We start from the raw sequence: 20,253 nt of genomic DNA, 5'->3' as shown, positions 1-20,253 counted from the left end.
CCTCCAACCATCAGCCCTTCGCGGTCGCCTTCTTGGCGGCGACCTTCTTGGCGGCCGGCTTGGCGCCGGTCTTGGCGGCGCGCGGCTCGAACTCGAACACCACCTTGCCTTCCTTCTTGTCGTAGCTCAGGAAGGCCTTGAACTTGCGGCGCGTCTTGTTGGAGACGAAGTTCTCCAGCAGGTCCGTCTTGCCGGTGGCCAGCAGCTTGGTGACCTGCTCCGGCTCGACCGGCTGCTGCAGGATGATCTTGCCGCTCTTGAAGTCGCAGGTGACCTTGTCGCCGACCGCGTGCTCGCAGACGTAGTTGCTGCCGAAGTCGAAGACGCGGCCGCCGCACTTGGGGCAATGGCCCAGCGAGGTCTGCCCGCTGAAGTCCACCGGCTCGCCGTTCTCCTCGGCCTTCTTCGCGTCCTCGCCGAAGTCGAACTCCAGCTTCCAGTTGTCGATCTCGGCGTCGAAGACCAGCGCCAGCTCGGCCGTGAAGGGCCAGCCCGCCTTGGAGCGGAAGCCCTCCAGCGGTCCGACCTTCTTGTCGCGCAGGAAGGCCTCGACCTCGTGCAGCTCGAAGCTGCGGCCGCCCGGGATCTTCGGAATCGAGAAGCCGCAGCCCTCGCCGTCACCGCTCCGGCCGGTGCAGGTGAAGCGGCGGTAGTTCTCCTTGACCACGCCGCCGCACTTCGGGCACGGGGTCTTCAGCGTCGCGTAGTCGCCGGGGATGGTGTCGCGGTCGTACTCCTTGGCCTTGCGCACGACCTTCTCGGTCATCGCGGCGATCTCGGCCATGAAGGCCTCGCGCTTGAGCCGCCCCTTCTCCATCTCGGACAGCTGGAACTCCCAGTTGCCGGTCAGCTCCGGCTTGGTCAGTTCCTCCACGCCCAGCCCGCGCAGCAGCGTCATCAGCTGGAAGGCCTTGGCGGTGGGAATCAGCTCGCGGCCCTCGCGCAGCATGTACTTCTCGGCCAGCAGGCCTTCGATGATCGCGGCGCGCGTGGCCGGCGTGCCCAGGCCCTTCTCGGCCATGGCCTCGCGCAGCTCGTCGTCGTCGACCAGCTTGCCCGCGCCTTCCATCGCCGACAGCAGCGTCGCTTCCGTGTAGCGCGCCGGCGGCTTGGTCACCAGCGCCTTGACCTCGGTGTCCTCGGTGCGCACCACCTCGCCGGTCTTCACCGGCACCAGCATCGCGCCGCTGGTGCCCGGCTCGGCGTTCTCGTCGGTGGCTTCCTTGCCGTAGACCGCCTGCCAGCCCGGCTTGACCAGCACCTTGCCGTTGGTCTGGAAGGCATAGGACTTGGCCGCCGTCTTCACCGTCGAGATGCGGGTCGTGACCTGGAACTCGGCCGGCGGGAAGAACACCGCCAGGAAGCGCTTGACGACCATGTCGTAGAGCTTGGCCTCGGCTTCGGTCAGGCTGCGCGGGGGCTGCAGCGTCGGGATGATGGCGAAGTGGTCCGACACCTTGGCGTTGTCGAAGACCTTCTTCGTCGGCTTGATGTAGCCCTTGTCCAGCGCCGTGCGCGCGTGCGGCGCGAGCGCCTGCAGCGGGCCGGGCAGGTCCTCGCTGGCGATCATCTCGGCGGTCTGCTTCGCCACGCCCAGGTAGTCCTCCGGCAGGTAGCGCGAGTCCGTCCGCGGATAGGTCAGCACCTTGTGCTTCTCATACAGCGCCTGCGCCAGGCCCAGCGTCGTCTTGGCCGAGAAGCCGAAGCGCGAGTTGGCCTCGCGCTGCAGCGTGGTCAGGTCGTACAGGCCGGGGCTGGCGGTGGTGCTGGGCTTGGACTCCTCGGTCACCGTGGCGGGCTGGCCCTTGGCGGCGGCCGCGATGGCATCGGCCTCGGCCTGCGTCCAGACGCGGTCGGCGCGCTGCTCGGGGTCCTCGGCGTTCTTCTTGAACGCGGGGTCGAACCACTTGCCCTCGTACTGGCCGGCCTCGGCGTCGAACGTGCCGCGGATCTCCCAGTAATCGCGGTAGACGTGCTTGCGGATCTTCTCCTCGCGCTCCACGACGATGGACAGCGTCGGCGTCTGCACGCGGCCCACGGTGGTCAGGAAGAAGCCGCCATCGCGCGAGTTGAACGCCGTCATCGCGCGCGTGCCGTTGATGCCCACCAGCCAGTCGGCCTCGGAGCGGCAGCGCGCGGCGTCGGCCAGCGGCAGCATCTGCTGGTCGGTGCGCAGGCGCTCGAAGCCCTCGCGGATCGCTTGCGGCGTCATCGACTGCAGCCACAGCCGGCTCACCGGCTTGGCCACCTGCGCCTTGGCGGTGCCGGCGTACTGGACGATCAGGCGGAAGATCAGCTCCCCTTCGCGTCCCGCGTCACAGGCGTTGATCAGCGAGGTCACGTCCTTGCGCTTGATCAGCTTGACCAGCGCGTTGAGCCGGCCCTTGCTCTTGTCGATCGGGTTCAGGTCGAAGTGGGGAGGGATCACCGGCAGGTGGGCGAAGCTCCACTTGCCGCGCTTGACGTCGAATTCCTCCGGCGCCTTGATCTCCACCAGGTGGCCGACGGCCGAGCTGACGACGTACTCGTCGTTCTCGAAATACTCGTCGTGCTTCTCGAACTTGCCCGACAGCGGGGTCAGCGCCTTGACGATGTCCTGCGCCACCGACGGCTTCTCCGCGATCACCAATGCCTTGCTCATGCGCTTGTTTCTTTCGTCTTCGTTCAGGCGTCCGAAATCCTCGTGAACGCCTGCCTACAATCCGGCCTCGCGCGCGCCCACGCACCTACGTACGTGTGTGCACGCGCGCGCACCCATGAATTCAATGTACCGGACTCGCTCCATGCCGCAACAGCGTCCCGATTCGCAGCTCCCGCCCACCGCTCCGGAGACCGGCGCCGCCGCCGTCCCGGCCGACAAGGCCAGCAAGTTCAAGAAGGCCAGGAAGGCGGAGAAGGCCGGCAAGGGGAAGAAGGCGGACAAGGCAGAAAAGGCCGAGAAGGCTGACAAGGCGGACAAGTCCGGGAAGGCCGGCAAGCCGGGCAAGCGCAGCGCCCGGATCGAGGTCCGGGCGTCCGGCGTGCATGGCCGCGGCGTCTACGCGGTCGAGCCGCTGAAGGCGGGCGAGAAGCTCATCGAATACAAGGGCGAGCGCATCGACTGGGACGAGGCGCTGCGCCGCCATCCCCACGATCCGTCGCAGCCGGACCATACCTTCTACTTCCACCTCGAGACCGGTGGGGTCATCGACGCCGCCGTCGACGGCAACCGCGCGCGCTGGATCAACCACGCCTGCACCCCCAACTGCGAAGCGCGGGAGAAGAAGGGCCGGGTGTTCATCCACGCGTTGACGGACATCTACCCGGGCGAGGAGCTGTTCTACGACTATGGGCTGGTGATCGAGGAACGCTATACGCCCAAGCTGAAGAAGCGTTTCGAGTGCCGCTGCGGCACGCCGGGCTGCCGCGGCACGATGCTCGCGCCCAAGGGGCGCTGAGGGCGGATCGGTCCCCCGGCCGGGAAGGCGTCGAGCGGGCGCCGAACGGGTGGCGGGGGGACCCTGTCAGGTCCTACAGCCACCGATTCGTGGTGCCGCTCCCCCGGAAGGGGGGCGTCTCCCTCTAGACTCCGCCCATCCACGACCACCGGACCGACCGGCCCGGGAAGACCAAGACGGGAATCGCAGGATCACATTCGCGGCGATGCAAGAACATCAGAACTGGGGCGCCGAAGCCCTTTGGCAAGACCTGGAGCCGCTGCTGCCGGGGCTCAGCATCGAGGTGCTGGCGCGGGTCGAATCGACCAACGCCACCCTGGTCGAGCGCGTGCGGCGCGATGAAGGCGCCGCGGCCAGCGGTGGCGGTGGTGGCGGCCGGGCGGGCGATCGTCCCTACGGACGCCGCCAGCACGACCTGCATCCCTGCCTGCTGATCGCCGAGCACCAGACCCATGGCCGCGGTCGCCAGGGCCGCAGCTGGCACAGCACGGCCGGCGCGTCGCTGACCTTCTCGCTGTCGCTGCCGCTGGAGATCGCGGACTGGTCGGGTTTGTCCCTGGTGGTCGGCGCGGCCATCGCCGAGGCGCTCGATCCCGACAGCCGCCGGCTCGGCCTGAAGTGGCCCAACGACCTGTGGCTGGACGAGCGCAAGCTCGGCGGCATCCTGATCGAGACCGTGCCCGCCGGGTCGTCGCGCATGGCGGTGATCGGCGTGGGGCTGAATGTGTCGGACCGCGCCAAGGTGGCCGAGTCGCAGCTCAACACCGGCTTCGCCTGCCTGCAGGAACTGCTGCCCGACATCACCCCGCCGCAGGCGCTGGCGCGGCTGGCGCCGGTGCTGGTGAAGGCGCTGGCCGCCTTCCCGCGCGAGGGCTTCGGCGCCTGGCGCGAGCGCTTCGCGGCGCGCGACCTGCTGCAGGGCAAGGCGATCACCGCCGGGGCGCTCGAAGGCACCGGGGCCGGCGTGAACGAACGCGGCGAACTGCTGATCGACACCGCCCAGGGCCGCCAGACGGTCAGCGGCGGCGAGGTGAGCGTGCGGCTCGGCGGCGCGTCCGCCGGCGCGCAGGGGTAAGCCGCGATGCTGCGCGCCGCGGTCGTCCTGCTGTTCGTCGCCAATGTGCTGGTGTTCGCGTGGAACAAGGGCTGGGTCGGGGGGGCGGCCGCCACCGCGCCGCGGCTGGAGCAGCAGGTCAATCCGCAGCGCCTGTCGCTGCTCAACCAGCAGGCGGTGACGCAGCTGGCCACGCGCAGCTGTGTCGAGCTCGGACCGCTGATCGGCGACGAGCTGCTCAAGCGCGCGAATGCGACGCTGGCCTCGGCTGGCGTGCCTGGCGCCGCGATCGAGTCGCGCGTGGTCGACACCGGCGGCGTGTGGGCGCTGGCCACGATCAAGATGCCCAGCAAGGACTTCCGCGAGCGCAAGGAAGAGACCTACCGCAATGCCCGGATCGCCTTCGAGCCGCTGCAGGGCTTCCCCGACGAGCAGCCGACGCTGGTGCTGAGCAAGCACGACAGCGAGGCGGCGGCGCAGGCGGCGCTCGACGCGATGACCCGTCGCAACTACAAGGGCCTGCGCGTGCTGCGACTGCAGGAGCCGCTGCGGCAGACGACGCTGCGCCTGGCGCGCCTGGATGGCGTGCAGATCGGCAAGCTGAACGCGCTGTCCAACCCGCCCTGGGGCGAGAAGCGCAAGGACTGCGCCGCCGAGGCGCCGACGGCGGCCTCCGAAGCCAGCGCCGCCAACGGCGCGGGATCAGGCGCGAGCGCCACCAACGGAGCCGGCTCGGGCGCCACTGCGCGTTGAGGCCCTCAGGACCTTTCGGGCTTTTAGGGCGTTGAGGGCCCTTTGACGCCAGCCCTCGGCCAGCGCAGCGCCACGATCGCCAGCACCAGCGCGGCCAGCCAGAAGGCGCTCATCGCGCCACCACCACCACCGCCCGACGAGGGTTCCGTAGGAGTGTCGGGCGTCGTCGGTGTCGTCGGTGTCGTGGGTGTCGTCGGCGTAGTCGGGGTGGTGGGCGTATTGGTCGTCGGCGCAACCGCAGCCACCGCCGCATTCGCGTCCAGCATGCCGGCGCCGCAGGTGCTGGTCGTGCAGTTGCACTCGAGCTGCGGCTGCGCGCTGTTGCCGGCCACGCATTGCGCGACGCCGCTCGCCGTCGGGAACGCGCGGGCCGAGCTCTGCAGCGCCGCCTTGATCTGCGCCGGCGTCAGCGCCGGATTGCTCGACAGCATCAGCGCGATGGTCGCGCTGACCAGTGGCGTCGAGAAGCTGGTGCCCGTGCCGCTGTAGTTGAACGCGCCGCTGCCCGCCACCGGGGTCGTCGTGCCGGCGTTGCTGGTCGACAGGATGGGATACAGGCAGGTGCTGCCGGCGGTGGTATTGACGCAGTTGCCGCCAGGCGCGCTGATCGTCACCTGCGGGCCGAGGTTGGAGAACCCGACCTTGGTGCCCACATGCCGCAGGCCGGCCACCGCGATGACGTTGTTGCAGTTGGCCGGCGTGCCGACGGCGATGCCGCCTTCCTTGGTCGGGTCGTCGTTCTCGACGCCGTTGCCCGCCGCCACCACGACCGTCGCGCCCGCGTTGTAGGCGGCGTTGATCGCGTCCTGGTAGGTCGAGCCACAGCTGCCGTCGCCGCCCAGGCTGAGGTTGATCACCTTGGCCTTGTTGGGATTCGTCGGCAGGCCCGGCACGTCCACGCCGGCCGCCCACCGCATGCCCGCGGCGATGTCGGAGGCCCAGCCGCCGCACTTGCCCAGCACCCGCACCGGCAGGATCTTCGCGTTGTAGGCCAGGCCGGCCATGCCCTGGCCGTTGTTGGTGAGCGCCGCGATCAGGCCCGATACCCGCGTGCCGTGCCAGGAACTGTTGCCGATGTCGTCGGACGTGCAGGTGCTGCCCAGCGCGCCCGAGTCGATGTCGGCCTGGCTGACCCAGTCGCCGGGATCGCTCGCATCGCTGTCGGCGCCGTTGCCGTCGTTGGCGGCGGCGATCTGGGTGGAGGTCGCCGTGCCGCCCTGGTTGTAGCCCACCAGGTCGTAGCCGCCGACGAACTGGCCGCTCAGGTCGGGATGATCGAAGCGCACGCCGGTGTCCAGCACCGCGACGACGACGCCGGTGCCGGTCGCCCGGTCCCAGGCCGCCGGCGCGTTGATCGACGAGACCACCGTCGCGTCCGGCGTCTTCAGGTACCACTGGCCGACGGTGACGCCCGCCGAGGCGGCGGTGGCGTACAGCGGATCGTTGGGCACCGAGAAATGCCGCCACCAGCGGTCGACCTCGACCGACTCGACCTCGGTGTCCTGGGCCAGCCGGCGCGCCAGCTCGGCCGAGCTCATGCCGCTGGCGGTGTAGACGTGGGTGCGGCTGTCCAGACTGATGCGGGCATGCAGGGACGCCGCATGGCGCAGACCCAGCGTCGTGCCGCGGACCTGGGCGATGTCGCGGGCCTCGGAGGCCGTCACCCGCATCGCCAGCGGGCGCGCTTTCACCGCGTCGGCCTGGGCCTTGAAGCGCACGATCACCCGGGCGAAATCGGGCTGCTGGTCGGGGCGGACCGACGTCCCGGTCACCGCGCTGGCGCCACCAGCTCCGAACAACCCGAACACGGCCACGGCAGCGGCCAGGCGCTTGGGCAAAGACAGCACGGACATGCGACGGCTCCACAAAACTGGGCTAACCAGTTTAGGGTGGCCATCACCGAGAAATCACTAATCCCCTGACACATTTGCAGTAGAGCAATAGCGATGAGGGATTTCTCACACCGATCGACTCGGCGCCCTGCGGCGGTTGTGACGGGCCGTATCCGGGACGCCAACGGTACGCGCACAAATGAAAAGCCCCGCCGGGGCGGGGCTTCGGGGAAAGGGGCCAGGTCGCTTACTTGGCGACGACCTTGACCATCTCCAGCACCTTGTTCGAGTAGCCCCACTCGTTGTCGTACCAGGACACCAGCTTGACGAAGGTGCCGTCCAGGGCGATGCCGGCTTCGGCGTCGAAGATCGAGGTGCGCGGGTCGCCGCGGAAGTCGGTGGCGACCACCTTGTCCTCGGTGTAGCCCAGTACGCCCTTCAGGGCGCCTTCGCTCTGGGCCTTCATCTCGGCGCAGATCTCCTTGTAGGAGGCCTCGTTGTTGAGCTCGACGGTCAGGTCGACGACCGAGACGTCGGAGGTCGGCACGCGGAAGGACATGCCGGTCAGCTTCTTGTTGAGCTCGGGGATCACCACGCCCACGGCCTTGGCGGCGCCGGTGGAGCTGGGGATGATGTTCTCGAGGATGCCGCGGCCGCCGCGCCAGTCCTTGTTGGACGGGCCGTCGACGGTCTTCTGCGTGGCGGTGGTGGCGTGCACGGTGGTCATCAGGCCGCGCTTGATGCCCCACTTGTCGTTCAGCACCTTGGCCAGCGGGGCCAGGCAGTTGGTGGTGCAGCTGGCGTTGGAGATGATGGCCTGGCCGGCGTAGGTCGTGTGGTTGACGCCGTAGACGAACATCGGCGTGTCGTCCTTGGACGGGGCCGACATGATGACCTTCTTGGCGCCGGCGGCCAGGTGCTTCTCGCCGGTTTCCTTGGTCAGGAACAGGCCGGTGGCCTCGACGACGATGTCGGCACCGACCTCGTTCCACTTCAGCTCGGCGGGATCCTTGACCTGGGTCAGGCGGATGCGCTGGCCGTTGACGATCAGGGTGTTGCCGTCGACCGCCACATCGCCGTCGAAGCGGCCGTGCACGCTGTCGTACTTCAGCATGTAGGCCAGGTAGTCCGGCTCCAGCAGGTCGTTGATGCCGACGATCTGGATGTCCTTGAAGTTCGCCACGGCGGCGCGGAACACCATGCGGCCGATGCGACCGAAGCCGTTGATACCGATCTTGATGGTCATGAGGAAAGTCTCCTGCGAGTGAAATGAATCGATGACGTCATGGGCGCGTCGCCCAGCCAGTGGACGTCGTGCCGCGGAGGTGTTCGGTCGGTGCATCCGCGAGGCCCGGCACGAGGGCCGGGCGCGGGCGCCGGAAACGCACGATTTGAACAGATCGGCGCGCCCGCTCGTTTCGAACGGGTTACCGGGTTTCACCGCGCGGAACCGCGCGGTTACATCACGGCGCCAGGGGCGCGGCGGCGGCCGTCGTGGCCGGCTGCAGGCGCAGCGTGCCGCAGGCGACCTTGATCTTGACCATGCGGCCCAGCAGGTGCTCGAAGCGATCCGGCGTCAGGTCCATCTCCAGGCCGGCCAGCCAGGCCAGGAACTCGGCGCGGTTGGGGTCGCGTTCGGTACCGATCTCGCCGACGCGGTTGGCCAGCGCCGGCTTGCCCAGCGTCCAGGCGACGGTGAGCGGGCAGTTCATCGTGTCGAAGTCGAACTCAGCCTGTTGCTGGCGGATGCCCTTGATGTTGGACAGGAACTCGCCCAGCGTGACCTCGTCCTTGAAGCTGGCGCGGCCGGCGTCGTGCTTGCGGTAGATGAAGTGCTGGACGAAGCTCATCGGCCGGTCCTCGGCCGAGAGGCAGGGCAGGCGGTAGCTGCGGGCGCGGTCGAGGATCGCGTCCTGCGTGTTGCCGCTGGTGGAGGCGTACAGGGCCTGGACCTCGGGCGGCTGGTCCGGGGCGGTGAAGGTCATGCGGACCATCACGTTGCCGACGGTCTTCTGGTCGAAGCGCGAGGCATTGACCTGCAGCTGGTCGTCGGGCGTGCGCAGGCAGGCGCGCATGGCGCGGGCGCGGTCGGTGTCCTGGAGCTCGACCGGCTGGGACCAGCGCACCGGCACCGGCTCCCGCAGGCGGAAGACGAAGGTTTGCACCGCGCGCACCGTGCCGCGGGCGGCGGCCTGGCAGGGCAGGCGGTAGGCGGCGACGCGCTCGCGCACCGCGTTGACGAAGCGCTCATCGGCGAAGCGCGCGAGGACCTCGACCTCCGGCGGCCGGTCCGGCGCCGTGAACGCCAGGCCGACGCGCACGGTGCCGTCCAACTGCAGGCGGCGCGCCTCGGCGGGGTACTCGAGTGGGGCCTCGGGCTGCTGCAGGCAGCGCAGCGGGCTGGTGGCCGGGTCGACGGGAAGCGGCGAGATGTCGTTCTGCTGGGCCGACGCCGGGCCGTGCGCGATCAAGGCGGCGAGCAGGCCGAGCAGGGCCGTGGCGGCCAGACGAGGTCGAGTCATGGGAGTCCTCCGTGTTGTCCTGTCCCTGGGCCCGCGCGCCGGCTCGTGGGGCGGGTCGCTGGCGGGCGCGGGCAGTCTAGGCGCGGCCGCGTGAAGCGGCCGTCAGGAAACAGGGGACTCGGCGGCCTCCGATGGGCGGAAACGACAAAGGGGTGCCAGAGGCACCCCTTCGAGGGAGACGACTGGGGCCCACTTGGGCCCGGGGCGCCGATCAGCCCTTCAGCCGGGCCTTGCCGAGCACCACCTTGACGGTGTCGGCGACGTTCTCCGGCGTGAAGCCGAAGTGCTTGAACAGCACGTTGGCCGGGGCCGATTCGCCGTAGGTGTCCAGGCCGACCACGGCCGAGACGCCGTACTTCCACCACAGGTCGGTCACGCCAGCCTCGATGGCCACGCGCGGCAGGCCGTCCGGCAGCACGCTCTGCTTGTACTTGGCGTCCTGGCGGTCGAACAGGCTGGTGCAAGGCATCGAAACCACGCGCACCGGAATGCCGGCCACGGCCAGCTGCTGCTGCGCCGCGATGGCCAGCTGCACTTCCGAGCCGGTGGCGATCAGCACCGCCTGCGCCTTCTTCTTCAGGCCGATGTCGGCCGGTTCGCTCAGCACGTAGCCGCCGCTGGTGATGGCGTCGACGGCCTCGCCCGACTTCTTCAGGTAGACCAGGTTCTGGCGGCTCAGCGCCAGCGCGCTCGGGCGCTGGGCGTTGGCCAGGGCCATGGTCCAGGCGACGGCCGTTTCCGCTGTGTCGGCCGGACGCCAGACGTCCAGGCCGGGGATCAGGCGCAGGCTGGACACGTGCTCGACCGACTGGTGCGTCGGGCCGTCCTCGCCCAGGCCGATGGAGTCGTGCGTGAAGACGTGGATCACGCGCAGCTTCATCAGCGCGGCCATGCGGATGGCGTTGCGGCTGTAGTCGCTGAAGGTCAGGAAGGTGCCGCCGTAGGGAATGAAGCCGCCATGCAGCGCGACGCCGTTCATGATCGCGGCCATGCCGAACTCGCGCACGCCGTAGTTGATGTGGCGGCCGCCGTTGGAGCTGCCGTCGGCTTCCAGGCGGAAGGCGGGCGTGCTCTTGGTGTTGGTCAGGTTGGAGCCGGTCAGGTCGGCCGAGCCGCCCAGCAGCTCGGGCAGCGCGGCGGTGAAGGCTTCCAGCGCCAGCTGGCTGGCCTTGCGGGAGGCGACGGTCTCGGCCTTGTCGTGCGCGCCGATGACGGCCTGCGCCGCGACGTCGGCGAAGTTGGGCGGCAGCACGCCGGCGATGCGGCGCGAGAACTCGGCGGCCAGTTCGGGGAAGGCGGTGGCATAGGCCTCGAACTTGTCGTCCCAGGCGGTTTCCACCGCGGTGCCGGCGGCCTTGGCGTCCCAGTCGGCGTAGACCTCGGCGGGCAGCACGAAGGGCTCGTGCGACCAGCCCAGCGCCTCGCGGGTCAGCTTGATTTCCTCGGCGCCGAGCGGCTCGCCGTGGGCCTTGGAGGTGTTGGCCCGGTTCGGGCTGCCCTTGCCGATGTGGGTCTTGGCGATGATCAGCGAAGGCTTGTCCTTGCTGGTCTTGGCCAGCGCGATGGCGGCGTCGACCGCGTCGACATCGTGGCCGTCGACGGGACCGACGACGTTCCAGCCATAGGCCTCGAAGCGCTTGGCGGTGTCGTCGCCGAACCAGGGGCCGACCTGGCCGTCGATGGAGATGCCGTTGTCGTCGTAGATCGCGATCAGCTTGTTCAGCTTCCACGAGCCGGCCAGCGAGCAGGCTTCATGGCTGATGCCTTCCATCAGGCAGCCGTCGCCCAGGAACGCGTAGGTGTGGTGGTCGACGATGGCGTGGCCGTCGCGGTTGAATTCCTTGGCCAGCTGCTTTTCCGCGAGCGCCAGGCCGACGGCGTTGGTGATGCCCTGGCCGAGGGGGCCGGTGGTGGTCTCCACCCCCGGGGTGATGCCCACTTCCGGGTGGCCCGGCGTCTTGGAGTGCATCTGGCGGAAAGCCTTGAGTTCCGCGATCGGCAGGTCGTAGCCGGTCAGGTGCAGCAGCGCGTAGATCAGCATCGAGCCGTGGCCGTTGGACAGCACGAAGCGGTCGCGGTCCGGCCACAGCGGGTTGGCCGGGTTGTGGCGCAGGTGGCGCTTCCACAGCGCGACAGCGATCTCGGCCATGCCCATCGGGGCGCCCGGGTGACCGGAATTGGCCTGCTGGACAGCGTCCATCGCCAGGGCACGGATGGCATTGGCCATCTGGGTGGTGTTCGGGGAGACGGCAGCTGCGGCAGAGTCGGCCATGGTGATCTGGGGCGGGAGTGGGCAAACCCCGCATTCTAGTGACCCGCCGCGAAGCCGCTTTGGGCGCTCCGCGTTGTTGCAAATCCTCGCCATAGCCAGGCTATGGCTCCGGTTCGCGCCTAGCGGAGCATCCCAAAGCGACTCCGCGGCGGGTCACTAGAGGGGAGCGCTCTAAACTGTCGGGCTAATTTTTCTGGTGAATCGATGCGAGCCATGATCCTCGCGGCCGGGCGCGGCGAGCGCATGCGGCCGTTGACCGACCACACACCCAAGCCGCTGCTGAAAGTGCGCGGCAAGCCGCTGATCGAATGGCACATCGAGGCCTTCGCTCGCGCCGGCATCCGCGACGTCGTCATCAACACCGCCTGGCTGCATGAGCAGTTCGAGGCGACGCTCGGCAACGGCGGGCGCTGGGGCCTGCGGCTGCATTACAGCCACGAAGGCGCGCGCTACGGCCGCGCACTCGAGACTGGCGGCGGCATCGCGACGGCACTGGACCTGCTGTGCGCCGACGGCGACGAGGCCTTCTGGGCAGTCTCGGCCGACATCTTCATCCCCGACTTCGTCTTCGATTCGGCCCAGGCCGCGGCCTTCGCCGCGAGCCCGCTGCTGGCGCACCTGTGGTTCGTGCCGAAGCAGCCGCGCCATCCGACCGGCGACTTCGGCATCGACGCGGCCGGCTTCGCGACGATCGACGGCAACCTCGAGGTCTACAGCAACATCGGCCTCTACAAGCGCGCCTTCTTCGACGGCGTGCAGCCAGGAGAGCACCAACGCATCCGCGTCAGCCTGGACCGCGCGATCCAGGCGCGCGCGGTGACCGCGGAGCTCTACACCGGGCCCTGGGCGAACGTGGGTTCGCCGGATCAGTTGGAAGAACTGAACGATGGGCGCTGAACGCCGGGCGCTGACAGGCCTGACCCCGCGCTGACAACAACCGCTCCTTTCCTTCGGGACACCTGCTGAGGAGGGATGCGCAGGACCTCCTTGATCGAGATCAGACATGGCTCCGCCGGATGCGCACAGCATCCTGGCTCCGCTTCCAATCGCGGCTGGCCGAATGGCATCGCGATTGGCCCCGCCGAGCCTGCCTCATCGATCTGGAGTCCCGTCCGTGGAAGTCTTTCATCGCACTCAATTGGCCGCCGAGCTGGCCACGCACATCCTGGATGACGATCTCGCGCCCGCGAGTTCGGGTCTGTTCCTCGGCGCCCGCCGACGCACCGGGAAGTCGACCTTTCTTCGAGAAGATCTCTGCCCCGAATTGAGGCAGCGCGATGCCATCGTGATCTACGCCGATCTCTGGCAGGAGCGCGATCAGGATCCGGGCGACGTCATCACCGAAGCCATTCGCGAGGAAATGGCCCGCCATGACGGCGTGGTCCTGCGCTTCGCCCGCGCGGCCGGCATGGAGCGCGTCCAGGTCGGAGGACTGGCCTTCACCATGGACCGTGTCGGCCTCGGCAAGCAGGTCTCCCTGGCGCGCGCGCTGGCCACGCTCTCCGATGAATGCGGGCGGATGATCGTGCTGATCATCGACGAAGCCCAGCATGCGATCACGACCGCACGAGGCAGCAACGTCCTGTACGCGCTGAAAGCCGCGCGCGACAAACTGAACATGGGTCCGCACCACGGCTTGCGCATCGTCGCCACCGGTTCAAACCGCAACAAGCTGGCGATGCTCGTCGAATGGAAGGACCAGGCCTTCTTCTGCGCGCCGATGCAGGAATTCCCCGTGCTGGGCGCCGACTATCTCGCCTGGGTGCGCGATCGAGCGCCGGCGTCCGCGGCGTTGACGGTCGATGGCCTCATGGCCATCTTCGATCGCGCGGGCCATCGCCCCGAGTGGATGCAGGCCGGGTTGAGCGCGCTGGCCGCGCGTGGCGACTGGACGGCCGACGAAGCACACGCCACCTTCGCCGAGGCGGTCGAGTCCCGCGCGCGGGCCCGCATCCACAACCTGCTCGCGCTGGTCGGCCTGCTCAGCCCGTTGCAGTCCGCCGTGCTCCGCGTCCTGGCCGCGCAGGGGCGTAATTTCGTCCCCTTCTGGACACGGACGATGGACACCTACCGCATGGTCATCGAGGTGGACGACGGGAACGAAGTCACCGAGCCCATCAACCTCCACACCGTGCAGGCGGCCCTGGATGCGCTCAAGGAGAAGGGCTTCCTGTGGCGCTCGGTCCATGGCGTCTACGCCCTCGAGGAGTTCGGCATCCGCGAAGCGCTGGAGGAAGGCGGCTTGCTGACGAACTCGACCTGGCGCGTCACGGTGATGGGGCAGAAGGCCGCGTGAGCGGCAGGGCAGGCCGCCGCGCCCCCGCCAGCCGCACAGGAACAACCCCGGGTCGAATCCCGGCGCACGGGCTCAGCGCGCGTTCGCGACCGGCCGACCGGCCCAGCGCTCGCACTGCTGGCGCACCAGCTCGTTGAGCAGCTGTTCTTTCTCCACCACGCCGCGCGCCCAGGTCGCGTCGTTGCCCTGCCAGCGCATCTCCTCGCGCACGTAGCGCAGCGCCGGCTCGGCCTTCAGCGCCACCGCGTGCGGCTCCAGCGCATGCAGCGTGACGTTCAGGTCCTCGCGCAGGCTGCGGTGCTCGCCGCTCTTCGGGTCGACGAAGGTGCCGTCCAATCCGAAGCGGCAGGCCTGGAAGCGGTTGAAGGTGTAGGGCAGGTAGTCGTCCTCATGCAGTGCGAACGGGTGATCGTGCGAGATCCACCGCGCCAGGCACTGGATCAGCGCCGCCAGCGCCGAGGCCTTCTCGATCGTCAGCGGCGTGTCGAGCACCCGCACCTCGATCGTCCCGTACTCGGGCTTGGGACGGATGTCCCAGTAGAAGTCCTTCATGCTCTTCACGACGCCGGTGTGCGTCATCTTCTCGAAGAACACCAGGAAGTCGTCCCAGGTCAGCACGAAGGGCGCGCGCCCCGACAGTGGGAACGCGAACACCGAGTTGAGCCGCGCCGAATGGAAACCGGTGTCGTTGCCCTGCACGTAGGGCGAGGACGCCGACAGCGCGATCAGGTGGGGGATGAAGCGCGACAGCCCGTGCAGCAGCCGCAGCGCATGGTCCGGCCCCTCGCAGCCGATGTGCACGTGCTGGCCGAAGACGGTGAACTGCTTGCTCAGGTAGCCGTAGAGCGAGGAGATCTCCTGGAAGCGCGGCTTGTCGAAGATGCGCTGCTTGCTCCAGTGCTGGTAGGGATGCGTGCCGCCGCCCGACAGGCCGAGGTTGAGCTTGTCGGCGCTGCGCACCAGCGCGTCGCGGGTGATCGTCAGCTGTTCCAGCACCTGCTCGTAGTTCGTGCAGACGTTGGTGCAGAGCTCGATCATCGAATCGGTGATCTCCGGCGTGACGTCGCCGGGCAGGGTCTCGCCCTTCATTACGCGCAGCAGGTCCTTGGACCCCGGCATCAGGTCGTAGTCATGACGGTTGACGATCTGGAGCTCCAGCTCCACGCCCATCGTCAAGGGCTTGGATGTGGCGAATGGTTCGAGGCTCATCGCTTCGCAGCCTCCTTCACAGGGGTTTCAGGGTGATGCTCGCCGGCCAGGCGCAGGCCCCATTGCACGGCGATCGGTCCGACCAGCTCCATGAGCGCGATCGTCGACAGGATGACCGGCGCCAGCAGCGCGGCGGTCTGCGGGTGATGCAGCTGCACCTCGCTGAACAGCACCAGCATCGTGCCCGACACCGGGCTCAGGCACACCGCCAGCGCGACGCCCTGGCGGGTGTCGATGCCGCTCAGCCGCGCCATGCCGGTCAGGGCGATCGCCTTGGCCACCAGGCGCAGCAGCAGCAGGGCCAGTGCCAGCACCGCGCCCGCGGCCAGCGCCTGCAGCGTCCAGGCGGAACCGACCGCCACGAACAGCATCAGCACCAGCACGCCGCCCGCCGTGCCGAAGTGGCGCGGCCAGACCCAGGGCCGCTCGGTGGTGTTGCGCAGGATCATGCCGGCCAGCAGCGGCACCAGCAGCGTGGACAGGTTCAGCACCCGCGCCACGCTCAGCGCCACCAGCACCAGGCCCAGCAACATCAGCACCGAGTTCTCGTTGCGCAGGTCCAGCCGCCGCATCAGGCCGGCCGTCAGCCGCGCCAGCAGCGCCGCGACGATCACCGAACCGACGAAGGCATACAGCGGCTGCGCGACGGCCTCGAGCCAGTCGCCCTTCTGGTCCAGCGCCAGCCAGCCCAGCAGCAGCTTGTGCGCGAGCACGCCGTAGATGGTGTTCAACGAGGTCAGCGCCAGCATGCGTTCGCTGACCTGGCCGGCCGCGCGCAGCTCGGCGCCGACGCGGCCGACGACCGCGGCGCTCGAGGCCATCGTCAGCACCGCGCAGCTGATGGACACCAGCGGGCTCACGCCCAGCAGCGTCAGGCCGTAGCCGACGACGACGAAGCTGACCGCGGCCTCGGCCGCGCTGGCGCCGAGCAGCGCCTTGTTGTTGCGCAGCCAGCGCAGGTTCACGCGCGAGCCCATCTCGAACAGCAGCAGCGCCAGCGCCAGGTCGACGACGAGCCGCAAGCGCGCGTCCAGCGCGCCGTTGGCGAAGATGCCATGGCCCAGCGCCGCCAGGATCATGCCGACGACGCTGTAGCCGACGACGCGCGGCAGGCCCAGGCGACGGTTCACGAATTCGCCGAGCACGCCGGCGGCCACCATGGTCAGCGAGGCCCAGAACAGCCAGTCCGGGCGCGGCGGCCAGGCGCTGAACTGCAGGAAGTTCGCAAGGTCGTTCATCAAAACGAAGGTTCTCCTCGATTCGTGGACGGCGGCCAATCCGGCCGGGGGAAGCCCCCGATCATCGGGCCATTCCGGTCGCCGTGGAGCGAAGCCGGGGCAGGCGCTGGCAGCCTTTACTTGTCGGCTTTACCGATTGCCGGTCATCGGCACTCGGCGGGAGCGCCATTTGCCGCGCTCGTGCCGTTCTCATCCAGCGCTCGGCAATTGGCGGGTCCGCCCCTGGGGGGACCAGCGCGGCCGAGCGTCCAGGGTCAGGACTTGCCGGTCTCGATCGGCCGCGCGACGGCGGCTCCGGCATCGGCCGGCGGCGAAGAGCGCACGACCTTCAGGTCGCCGCTGGCCAGCCAGTCTGCCATCGATCCGCGCGAACGCTGGCGCAATGCGCCCTCGAGGTCCGTCACGTCCGCCGCGACACCCTCCGCGACGTCGACACCATGAACGGCCCCGGCGATGCCGGTCACGCCTTCCCAGCCGTTGCGCCCGGCCCGCTTGACCGCATACAGCGCCTCGTCGGCCAGGGCCACCGTCGCGGCCCAGTCCAGCGCGCGCGGCAGCGCCGGCGACAGCGGGAAGACCGCGAAGCCGACCGAGCAGGTGACGTCCACCTGCCGGCCCTCGCCGAGCTCGAAGGGCGCGCCGCTGACCTGCAGCCGCGCGCGCTCCGCGAGCTCGGCCGCATGCCGGCGGGAGGTGCCGCGCGCCACGATCAGGAACTCCTCGCCGCCCCAGCGGACCAGGTAGTCGGCCTCGCGGAACACGGCGGTCAGGCGGCCGCGCATCTGCTGCAGGACCGTGTCGCCCGCCGCGTGGCCGAGACGGTCGTTGAGCGCCTTGAAGAAGTCGAGGTCGAGCAGGAAGAAGATCAGGTCGCCATCGTCGGGCGGCGCATAGCCGTCGTCGCGCGCCTGCTCGTGACGACGCACCGCGAGCGCCACGTCGGCCTCGATGTGCTGCGTCAGGAAGCGCCGGTTGCGCAGGCCGGTGAGCGGATCCGACAGGCTGGACTCTTCCAGCGCCACGCTCTTGGCCTGCAGGTCGGCGGAGAGCCGTTCCAGCTCCGCGGTGCGGGCCTTCACCTTGATCTCCAGCGCCAGCTGCGAGCGCCGCAGGTAGGCCGTGCGCAGCGCCACCAGCGCATAGACCAGCGCGATCAGCGCCGCGCCGCCGAGCGTGCGGGCCCACCAGGTCTGCCACCAGTCCGGCAGCACGCGCACCGGGATGCTGAGCTCCAGCGGGCTCCAGACACCGTTGCGGTTGGTGCCGCGCACCCGCAGCCGGTAGCGGCCGGGATCGAGGTTGGTGTAGACCGCCACGCGCAGGTCGGCGCCGGTGCTGATCCATTCCGGATCGAAGCCCTCGAGCTGGTAGGCGTAGCGGTTGCGCTGCGGCTCGCTGAAGTCGAGCGCGGCGAACTCGACGCTGAAGCTGCGGTTGCTCGCGGTCAGGGTCAGTCCTTCCTCCGGCAGGCGGCCCGCGCCCAGGCGCTGGCCGTCGACCCGCAACTCGGTCGCGACCAGCGCCGGCTGGTAGGTCCAGGCCTCGAAGCGCTCCGGCGTCACCACCAGCACGCCCTTGCTGCCCCCGAAGAGCAGGCGCCCGTCGCGCGTCTTCAGGTAGGCGCGGAACCAGCCGGTGCCGATGTCGACGCCATCCGCGCTGGTCAGCTCGTAGTAGCTGTCCTTGGCCGGGTCGTAGACGAAGCTCTGCGTCCAGATGCGGCCGTCGCGGTCCTCGAGCAGGTTGGCGCCGAAGGCCCGGCCGATCACGCCGTGTTTCTCGCTGATGCGCTCGAAGGCCGCCTCGCGGCCGTCCCAGCGAGCCAGCAGGTGCAGGCCGGACGCGGTGTCCACCCACAGGCGCTGCCGCGAATCGACCAGCAGGCCGACGATCGAGTGATGGCTCAGGTCGCGCCCCGGCTGGGCGCGCGCCGCGATCAGTTCCTTGGCGCCCGGCGCGAACCGGTACAGCCCCTTCTCGGTGCCGACCCACAGGCCGCCGTCGGCGGTCTCGGACAGGGCGTTGACGTCGCCCGTCAGCGGCTGGCCGCCGTCCTGGCGCAGGCGCTCCGGCGCGGCCTGCGGGCCGGCGTCCGGCGGCAGCCGATAGAGCCCGTCCTGCGTCCCGATCCAGAGCGTGCCGTCGCGGCCCGCCAGGAGCCGGCGCGCGCGACCGGTGCCGGCCTGGATGACGCGCAGCAGCTGGCGGTCGCGGGTGTATTGGTGCAGGCCGCCGTCGCTGCCCAGCCAGACGCTGCCGTCCTTCATCTGGACCAGGCTGGAGATGCGTCCGCCCGACAAGCCGCCGCGCTGGCCGGGTGCGGGCCGCAGCGTCGCGATCGAGCGCAGCTGCTCGTCGAGCACCGTCACGCCGCTTTCGTTGCTGCCCAGCCAGATCTCCCCGGTGTCGAGCTGCACCATCGCGCGCGTGCTCGGGTCGACCAGCTGCGGCAGCTGGCCCGGGTCGCGGCCGCGCACCCAGGTGCTGGTGTTGGCCGGGTTGTGGCGCTGCAGGCCGCCGCCGTAGCCGCCGGTCCAGATCCAGCCGGCGCGGTCGCGCATCAGCGCGCGGACCTCGTTGCCGCCCAGGCTGTCGCGATTGAGCGGATCGTGCTTCATCACCCGCAGCAGTGCGCCGTCGGCCGTCGCGCGCAACTCCAGCCCGCCGTTGCGGCCCAGCCAGACATGCCGTTCATCCACCGCGACGAAGCTGTTGACCGAGCCGTGGACGGCGTCCTCGGCGCGCTCGAGCATCCGGCCCTCGCCGGTCTTCGGATCGATCAGCGCGAGGTCGCCCTGCTGGGTGCCGGCCCAGAGCCGGCCGTCGGGCGCCTCGAACAGGCTGAGCACGATCTTGCCGGCCAGGCCGGGACGGCCCGGCGTCGAGAACACCGGCTCGAAGGCGTCGGCGCCGGCGCGCTTGCGCGCCAGGCCGCGCCAGGTGCCGACCCACAGCGAGCCCTCGCGGTCGATCGCCAGTGACTGGATCCGGTCGTCGGGCAGGCTGCCGGCCTGCCGGGGCTGGTGGCGGAAGTGCTGGAAGCGGCCCTCGACCGGGTCGTAACGGTCCAGGCCGTGGCCGATCGTGCCGATCCACAGCTGCCCGTCGCGGTCCTCGGCCAGCGCGCGGATCGTGCCGGCCGACACCGCGCCATGCGGCTGCAGCGGGCTGGCATCGGAGCGGAACAGCGACAGCTTCTCGCTCTGCGGATCGTAGGCGGCCAGGCCGTCGGCCTCGGTGCCGATCCACAGGCGGCCGTCGCGCGCCACCAGCAGGCAGCGGATGAAGCCCAGGCTGCGGGCGGACCGCACGCCGTTCTCCAGCGGCGCGCCGGGCTGGCGGAAGTGGTAGCCGTCGAAGCGCACCAGGCCGGCGCCGGTGCCGATCCACAGGAAGCCGGCGCGGTCCTGCGCCAGCGCGGAGATCACGTTGAGCGGCACCGGGGCGTCGATGCCGACGGTCTCGAAGCGCGGCTCGGCCAGCAGCGGCACCGCCGCCGGCGCGGCCCGCTCCGGCTGGGGGGTGTCCGGCAGCGCCGCGACGCCGCCCGGCGCGACGGCCAGGGCCAGCGCGACGGCGGCACACAGGCTCGGCAGCAGGGGCAGGGCACGTCGTCGCAGCATCGCCGGGGATGCTAGCG

The 20,253-nt window shown here is 69.8% G+C and carries 13 protein-coding genes; 5 read left to right on the top strand and 8 right to left on the bottom strand.

What is annotated here, in order from left to right:
* Positions 1–10 precede the first annotated feature (10 nt).
* A complete protein-coding gene (locus ACTJKJ_RS13955) occupies positions 11–2,641 on the bottom strand; it encodes a DNA topoisomerase III (protein WP_440820832.1) in 2,631 nt (876 codons plus the stop codon).
* Positions 2,642–2,999: 358 nt separating this feature from the next.
* Between ACTJKJ_RS13955 and ACTJKJ_RS13950 the strand changes: the two genes are divergently transcribed.
* The 3 genes from ACTJKJ_RS13950 (at position 3,000) to ACTJKJ_RS13940 (ending at position 5,244) form a co-directional block, all read left to right on the top strand.
* The gene (locus ACTJKJ_RS13950; protein ID WP_254783533.1) at positions 3,000–3,437 is read left to right on the top strand and encodes an SET domain-containing protein; all 438 of its coding nucleotides are present in this window, start codon (positions 3,000–3,002) and stop codon (positions 3,435–3,437) included.
* 205 nt (positions 3,438–3,642) lie between these two features.
* A complete protein-coding gene (locus tag ACTJKJ_RS13945) occupies positions 3,643–4,512 on the top strand; it encodes a biotin--[acetyl-CoA-carboxylase] ligase (RefSeq protein WP_440820831.1) in 870 nt (289 codons plus the stop codon).
* 6 nt (positions 4,513–4,518) lie between these two features.
* Positions 4,519–5,244, top strand: coding sequence for a hypothetical protein (locus ACTJKJ_RS13940; protein WP_440820830.1), 726 nt, complete (start codon positions 4,519–4,521; stop codon positions 5,242–5,244).
* Between the two features lie 23 nt (positions 5,245–5,267).
* Here ACTJKJ_RS13940 and ACTJKJ_RS13935 read toward each other — a convergent pair whose 3' ends face one another.
* The 4 genes from ACTJKJ_RS13935 to tkt form a co-directional block, all read right to left on the bottom strand.
* A complete protein-coding gene (locus tag ACTJKJ_RS13935; protein WP_440820829.1) occupies positions 5,268–7,097 on the bottom strand; it encodes a S8 family peptidase in 1,830 nt (609 codons plus the stop codon).
* Positions 7,098–7,323: 226 nt separating this feature from the next.
* Complete coding sequence (gene gap / locus ACTJKJ_RS13930) at positions 7,324–8,322, bottom strand: type I glyceraldehyde-3-phosphate dehydrogenase (protein ID WP_091730889.1); 999 nt, start codon at positions 8,320–8,322, stop codon at positions 7,324–7,326.
* Between the two features lie 217 nt (positions 8,323–8,539).
* Positions 8,540–9,598 (bottom strand): hypothetical protein, encoded by a 1,059-nt coding sequence (locus ACTJKJ_RS13925; RefSeq protein ID WP_440820828.1) that lies wholly within the window; start codon positions 9,596–9,598, stop codon positions 8,540–8,542.
* 211 nt (positions 9,599–9,809) lie between these two features.
* A complete protein-coding gene (gene tkt, locus ACTJKJ_RS13920; protein ID WP_440820827.1) occupies positions 9,810–11,870 on the bottom strand; it encodes a transketolase in 2,061 nt (686 codons plus the stop codon).
* Positions 11,871–12,083: 213 nt separating this feature from the next.
* Here tkt and ACTJKJ_RS13915 point away from each other — a divergent pair, with 213 nt between their 5' ends.
* Together ACTJKJ_RS13915 and ACTJKJ_RS13910 are read left to right on the top strand one after the other, a co-directional pair.
* On the top strand, positions 12,084–12,767 hold the full coding sequence (locus ACTJKJ_RS13915) for a nucleotidyltransferase family protein (protein WP_440820826.1): 684 nt from the start codon (positions 12,084–12,086) through the stop codon (positions 12,765–12,767).
* Between the two features lie 241 nt (positions 12,768–13,008).
* Positions 13,009–14,166 carry an ATP-binding protein gene (locus tag ACTJKJ_RS13910; RefSeq protein ID WP_440820825.1) on the top strand — a complete coding sequence of 386 codons (1,158 nt, stop codon included), beginning with the start codon at positions 13,009–13,011 and terminating at the stop codon, positions 14,164–14,166.
* Between the two features lie 72 nt (positions 14,167–14,238).
* On the opposite strand, the gene ACTJKJ_RS13905 is transcribed toward ACTJKJ_RS13910, so the two are convergent.
* The 3 genes from ACTJKJ_RS13905 to ACTJKJ_RS13895 all read right to left on the bottom strand — a co-directional run bounded on the left by ACTJKJ_RS13905 (position 14,239) and on the right by ACTJKJ_RS13895 (position 20,236).
* Positions 14,239–15,375, bottom strand: coding sequence for a YbdK family carboxylate-amine ligase (locus tag ACTJKJ_RS13905; protein WP_091730910.1), 1,137 nt, complete (start codon positions 15,373–15,375; stop codon positions 14,239–14,241).
* Complete coding sequence (locus ACTJKJ_RS13900; protein ID WP_255488912.1) at positions 15,372–16,613, bottom strand: cation:proton antiporter; 1,242 nt, start codon at positions 16,611–16,613, stop codon at positions 15,372–15,374. The genes ACTJKJ_RS13905 and ACTJKJ_RS13900 overlap by 4 nt, the downstream gene beginning before the upstream one ends.
* A 254-nt stretch (positions 16,614–16,867) precedes the next feature.
* Positions 16,868–20,236 (bottom strand): two-component regulator propeller domain-containing protein, encoded by a 3,369-nt coding sequence (locus tag ACTJKJ_RS13895; protein ID WP_440820824.1) that lies wholly within the window; start codon positions 20,234–20,236, stop codon positions 16,868–16,870.
* Between the last annotated feature and the right edge of the window lie 17 nt (positions 20,237–20,253).

Origin of the sequence: Roseateles sp. 22389, from assembly GCF_052044995.1 — a bacterium.
In the GTDB taxonomy this organism is placed as follows: domain Bacteria; phylum Pseudomonadota; class Gammaproteobacteria; order Burkholderiales; family Burkholderiaceae_C; genus Roseateles.
This window is presented reverse-complemented; position numbering and strand designations above follow the sequence as displayed.

Bases quoted from the DNA above. Each gene is read 5' to 3' on its own strand.
- ACTJKJ_RS13955 (WP_440820832.1), bottom strand. From the start codon at position 2,641: ATGAGCAAGGCATTGGTGATCGCGGAGAAGCCGTCGGTGGCGCAGGAC.
- ACTJKJ_RS13945 (WP_440820831.1), top strand. From the start codon at position 3,643: ATGCAAGAACATCAGAACTGGGGCGCCGAAGCCCTTTGGCAAGACCTG.
- ACTJKJ_RS13940 (WP_440820830.1), top strand. From the start codon at position 4,519: ATGCTGCGCGCCGCGGTCGTCCTGCTGTTCGTCGCCAATGTGCTGGTG.
- ACTJKJ_RS13935 (WP_440820829.1), bottom strand. From the start codon at position 7,097: ATGTCCGTGCTGTCTTTGCCCAAGCGCCTGGCCGCTGCCGTGGCCGTG.
- gap (WP_091730889.1), bottom strand. From the start codon at position 8,322: ATGACCATCAAGATCGGTATCAACGGCTTCGGTCGCATCGGCCGCATG.
- ACTJKJ_RS13925 (WP_440820828.1), bottom strand. From the start codon at position 9,598: ATGACTCGACCTCGTCTGGCCGCCACGGCCCTGCTCGGCCTGCTCGCC.
- tkt (WP_440820827.1), bottom strand. From the start codon at position 11,870: ATGGCCGACTCTGCCGCAGCTGCCGTCTCCCCGAACACCACCCAGATG.
- ACTJKJ_RS13915 (WP_440820826.1), top strand. From the start codon at position 12,084: ATGATCCTCGCGGCCGGGCGCGGCGAGCGCATGCGGCCGTTGACCGAC.
- ACTJKJ_RS13905 (WP_091730910.1), bottom strand. From the start codon at position 15,375: ATGAGCCTCGAACCATTCGCCACATCCAAGCCCTTGACGATGGGCGTG.
- ACTJKJ_RS13900 (WP_255488912.1), bottom strand. From the start codon at position 16,613: ATGAACGACCTTGCGAACTTCCTGCAGTTCAGCGCCTGGCCGCCGCGC.
- ACTJKJ_RS13895 (WP_440820824.1), bottom strand. From the start codon at position 20,236: ATGCTGCGACGACGTGCCCTGCCCCTGCTGCCGAGCCTGTGTGCCGCC.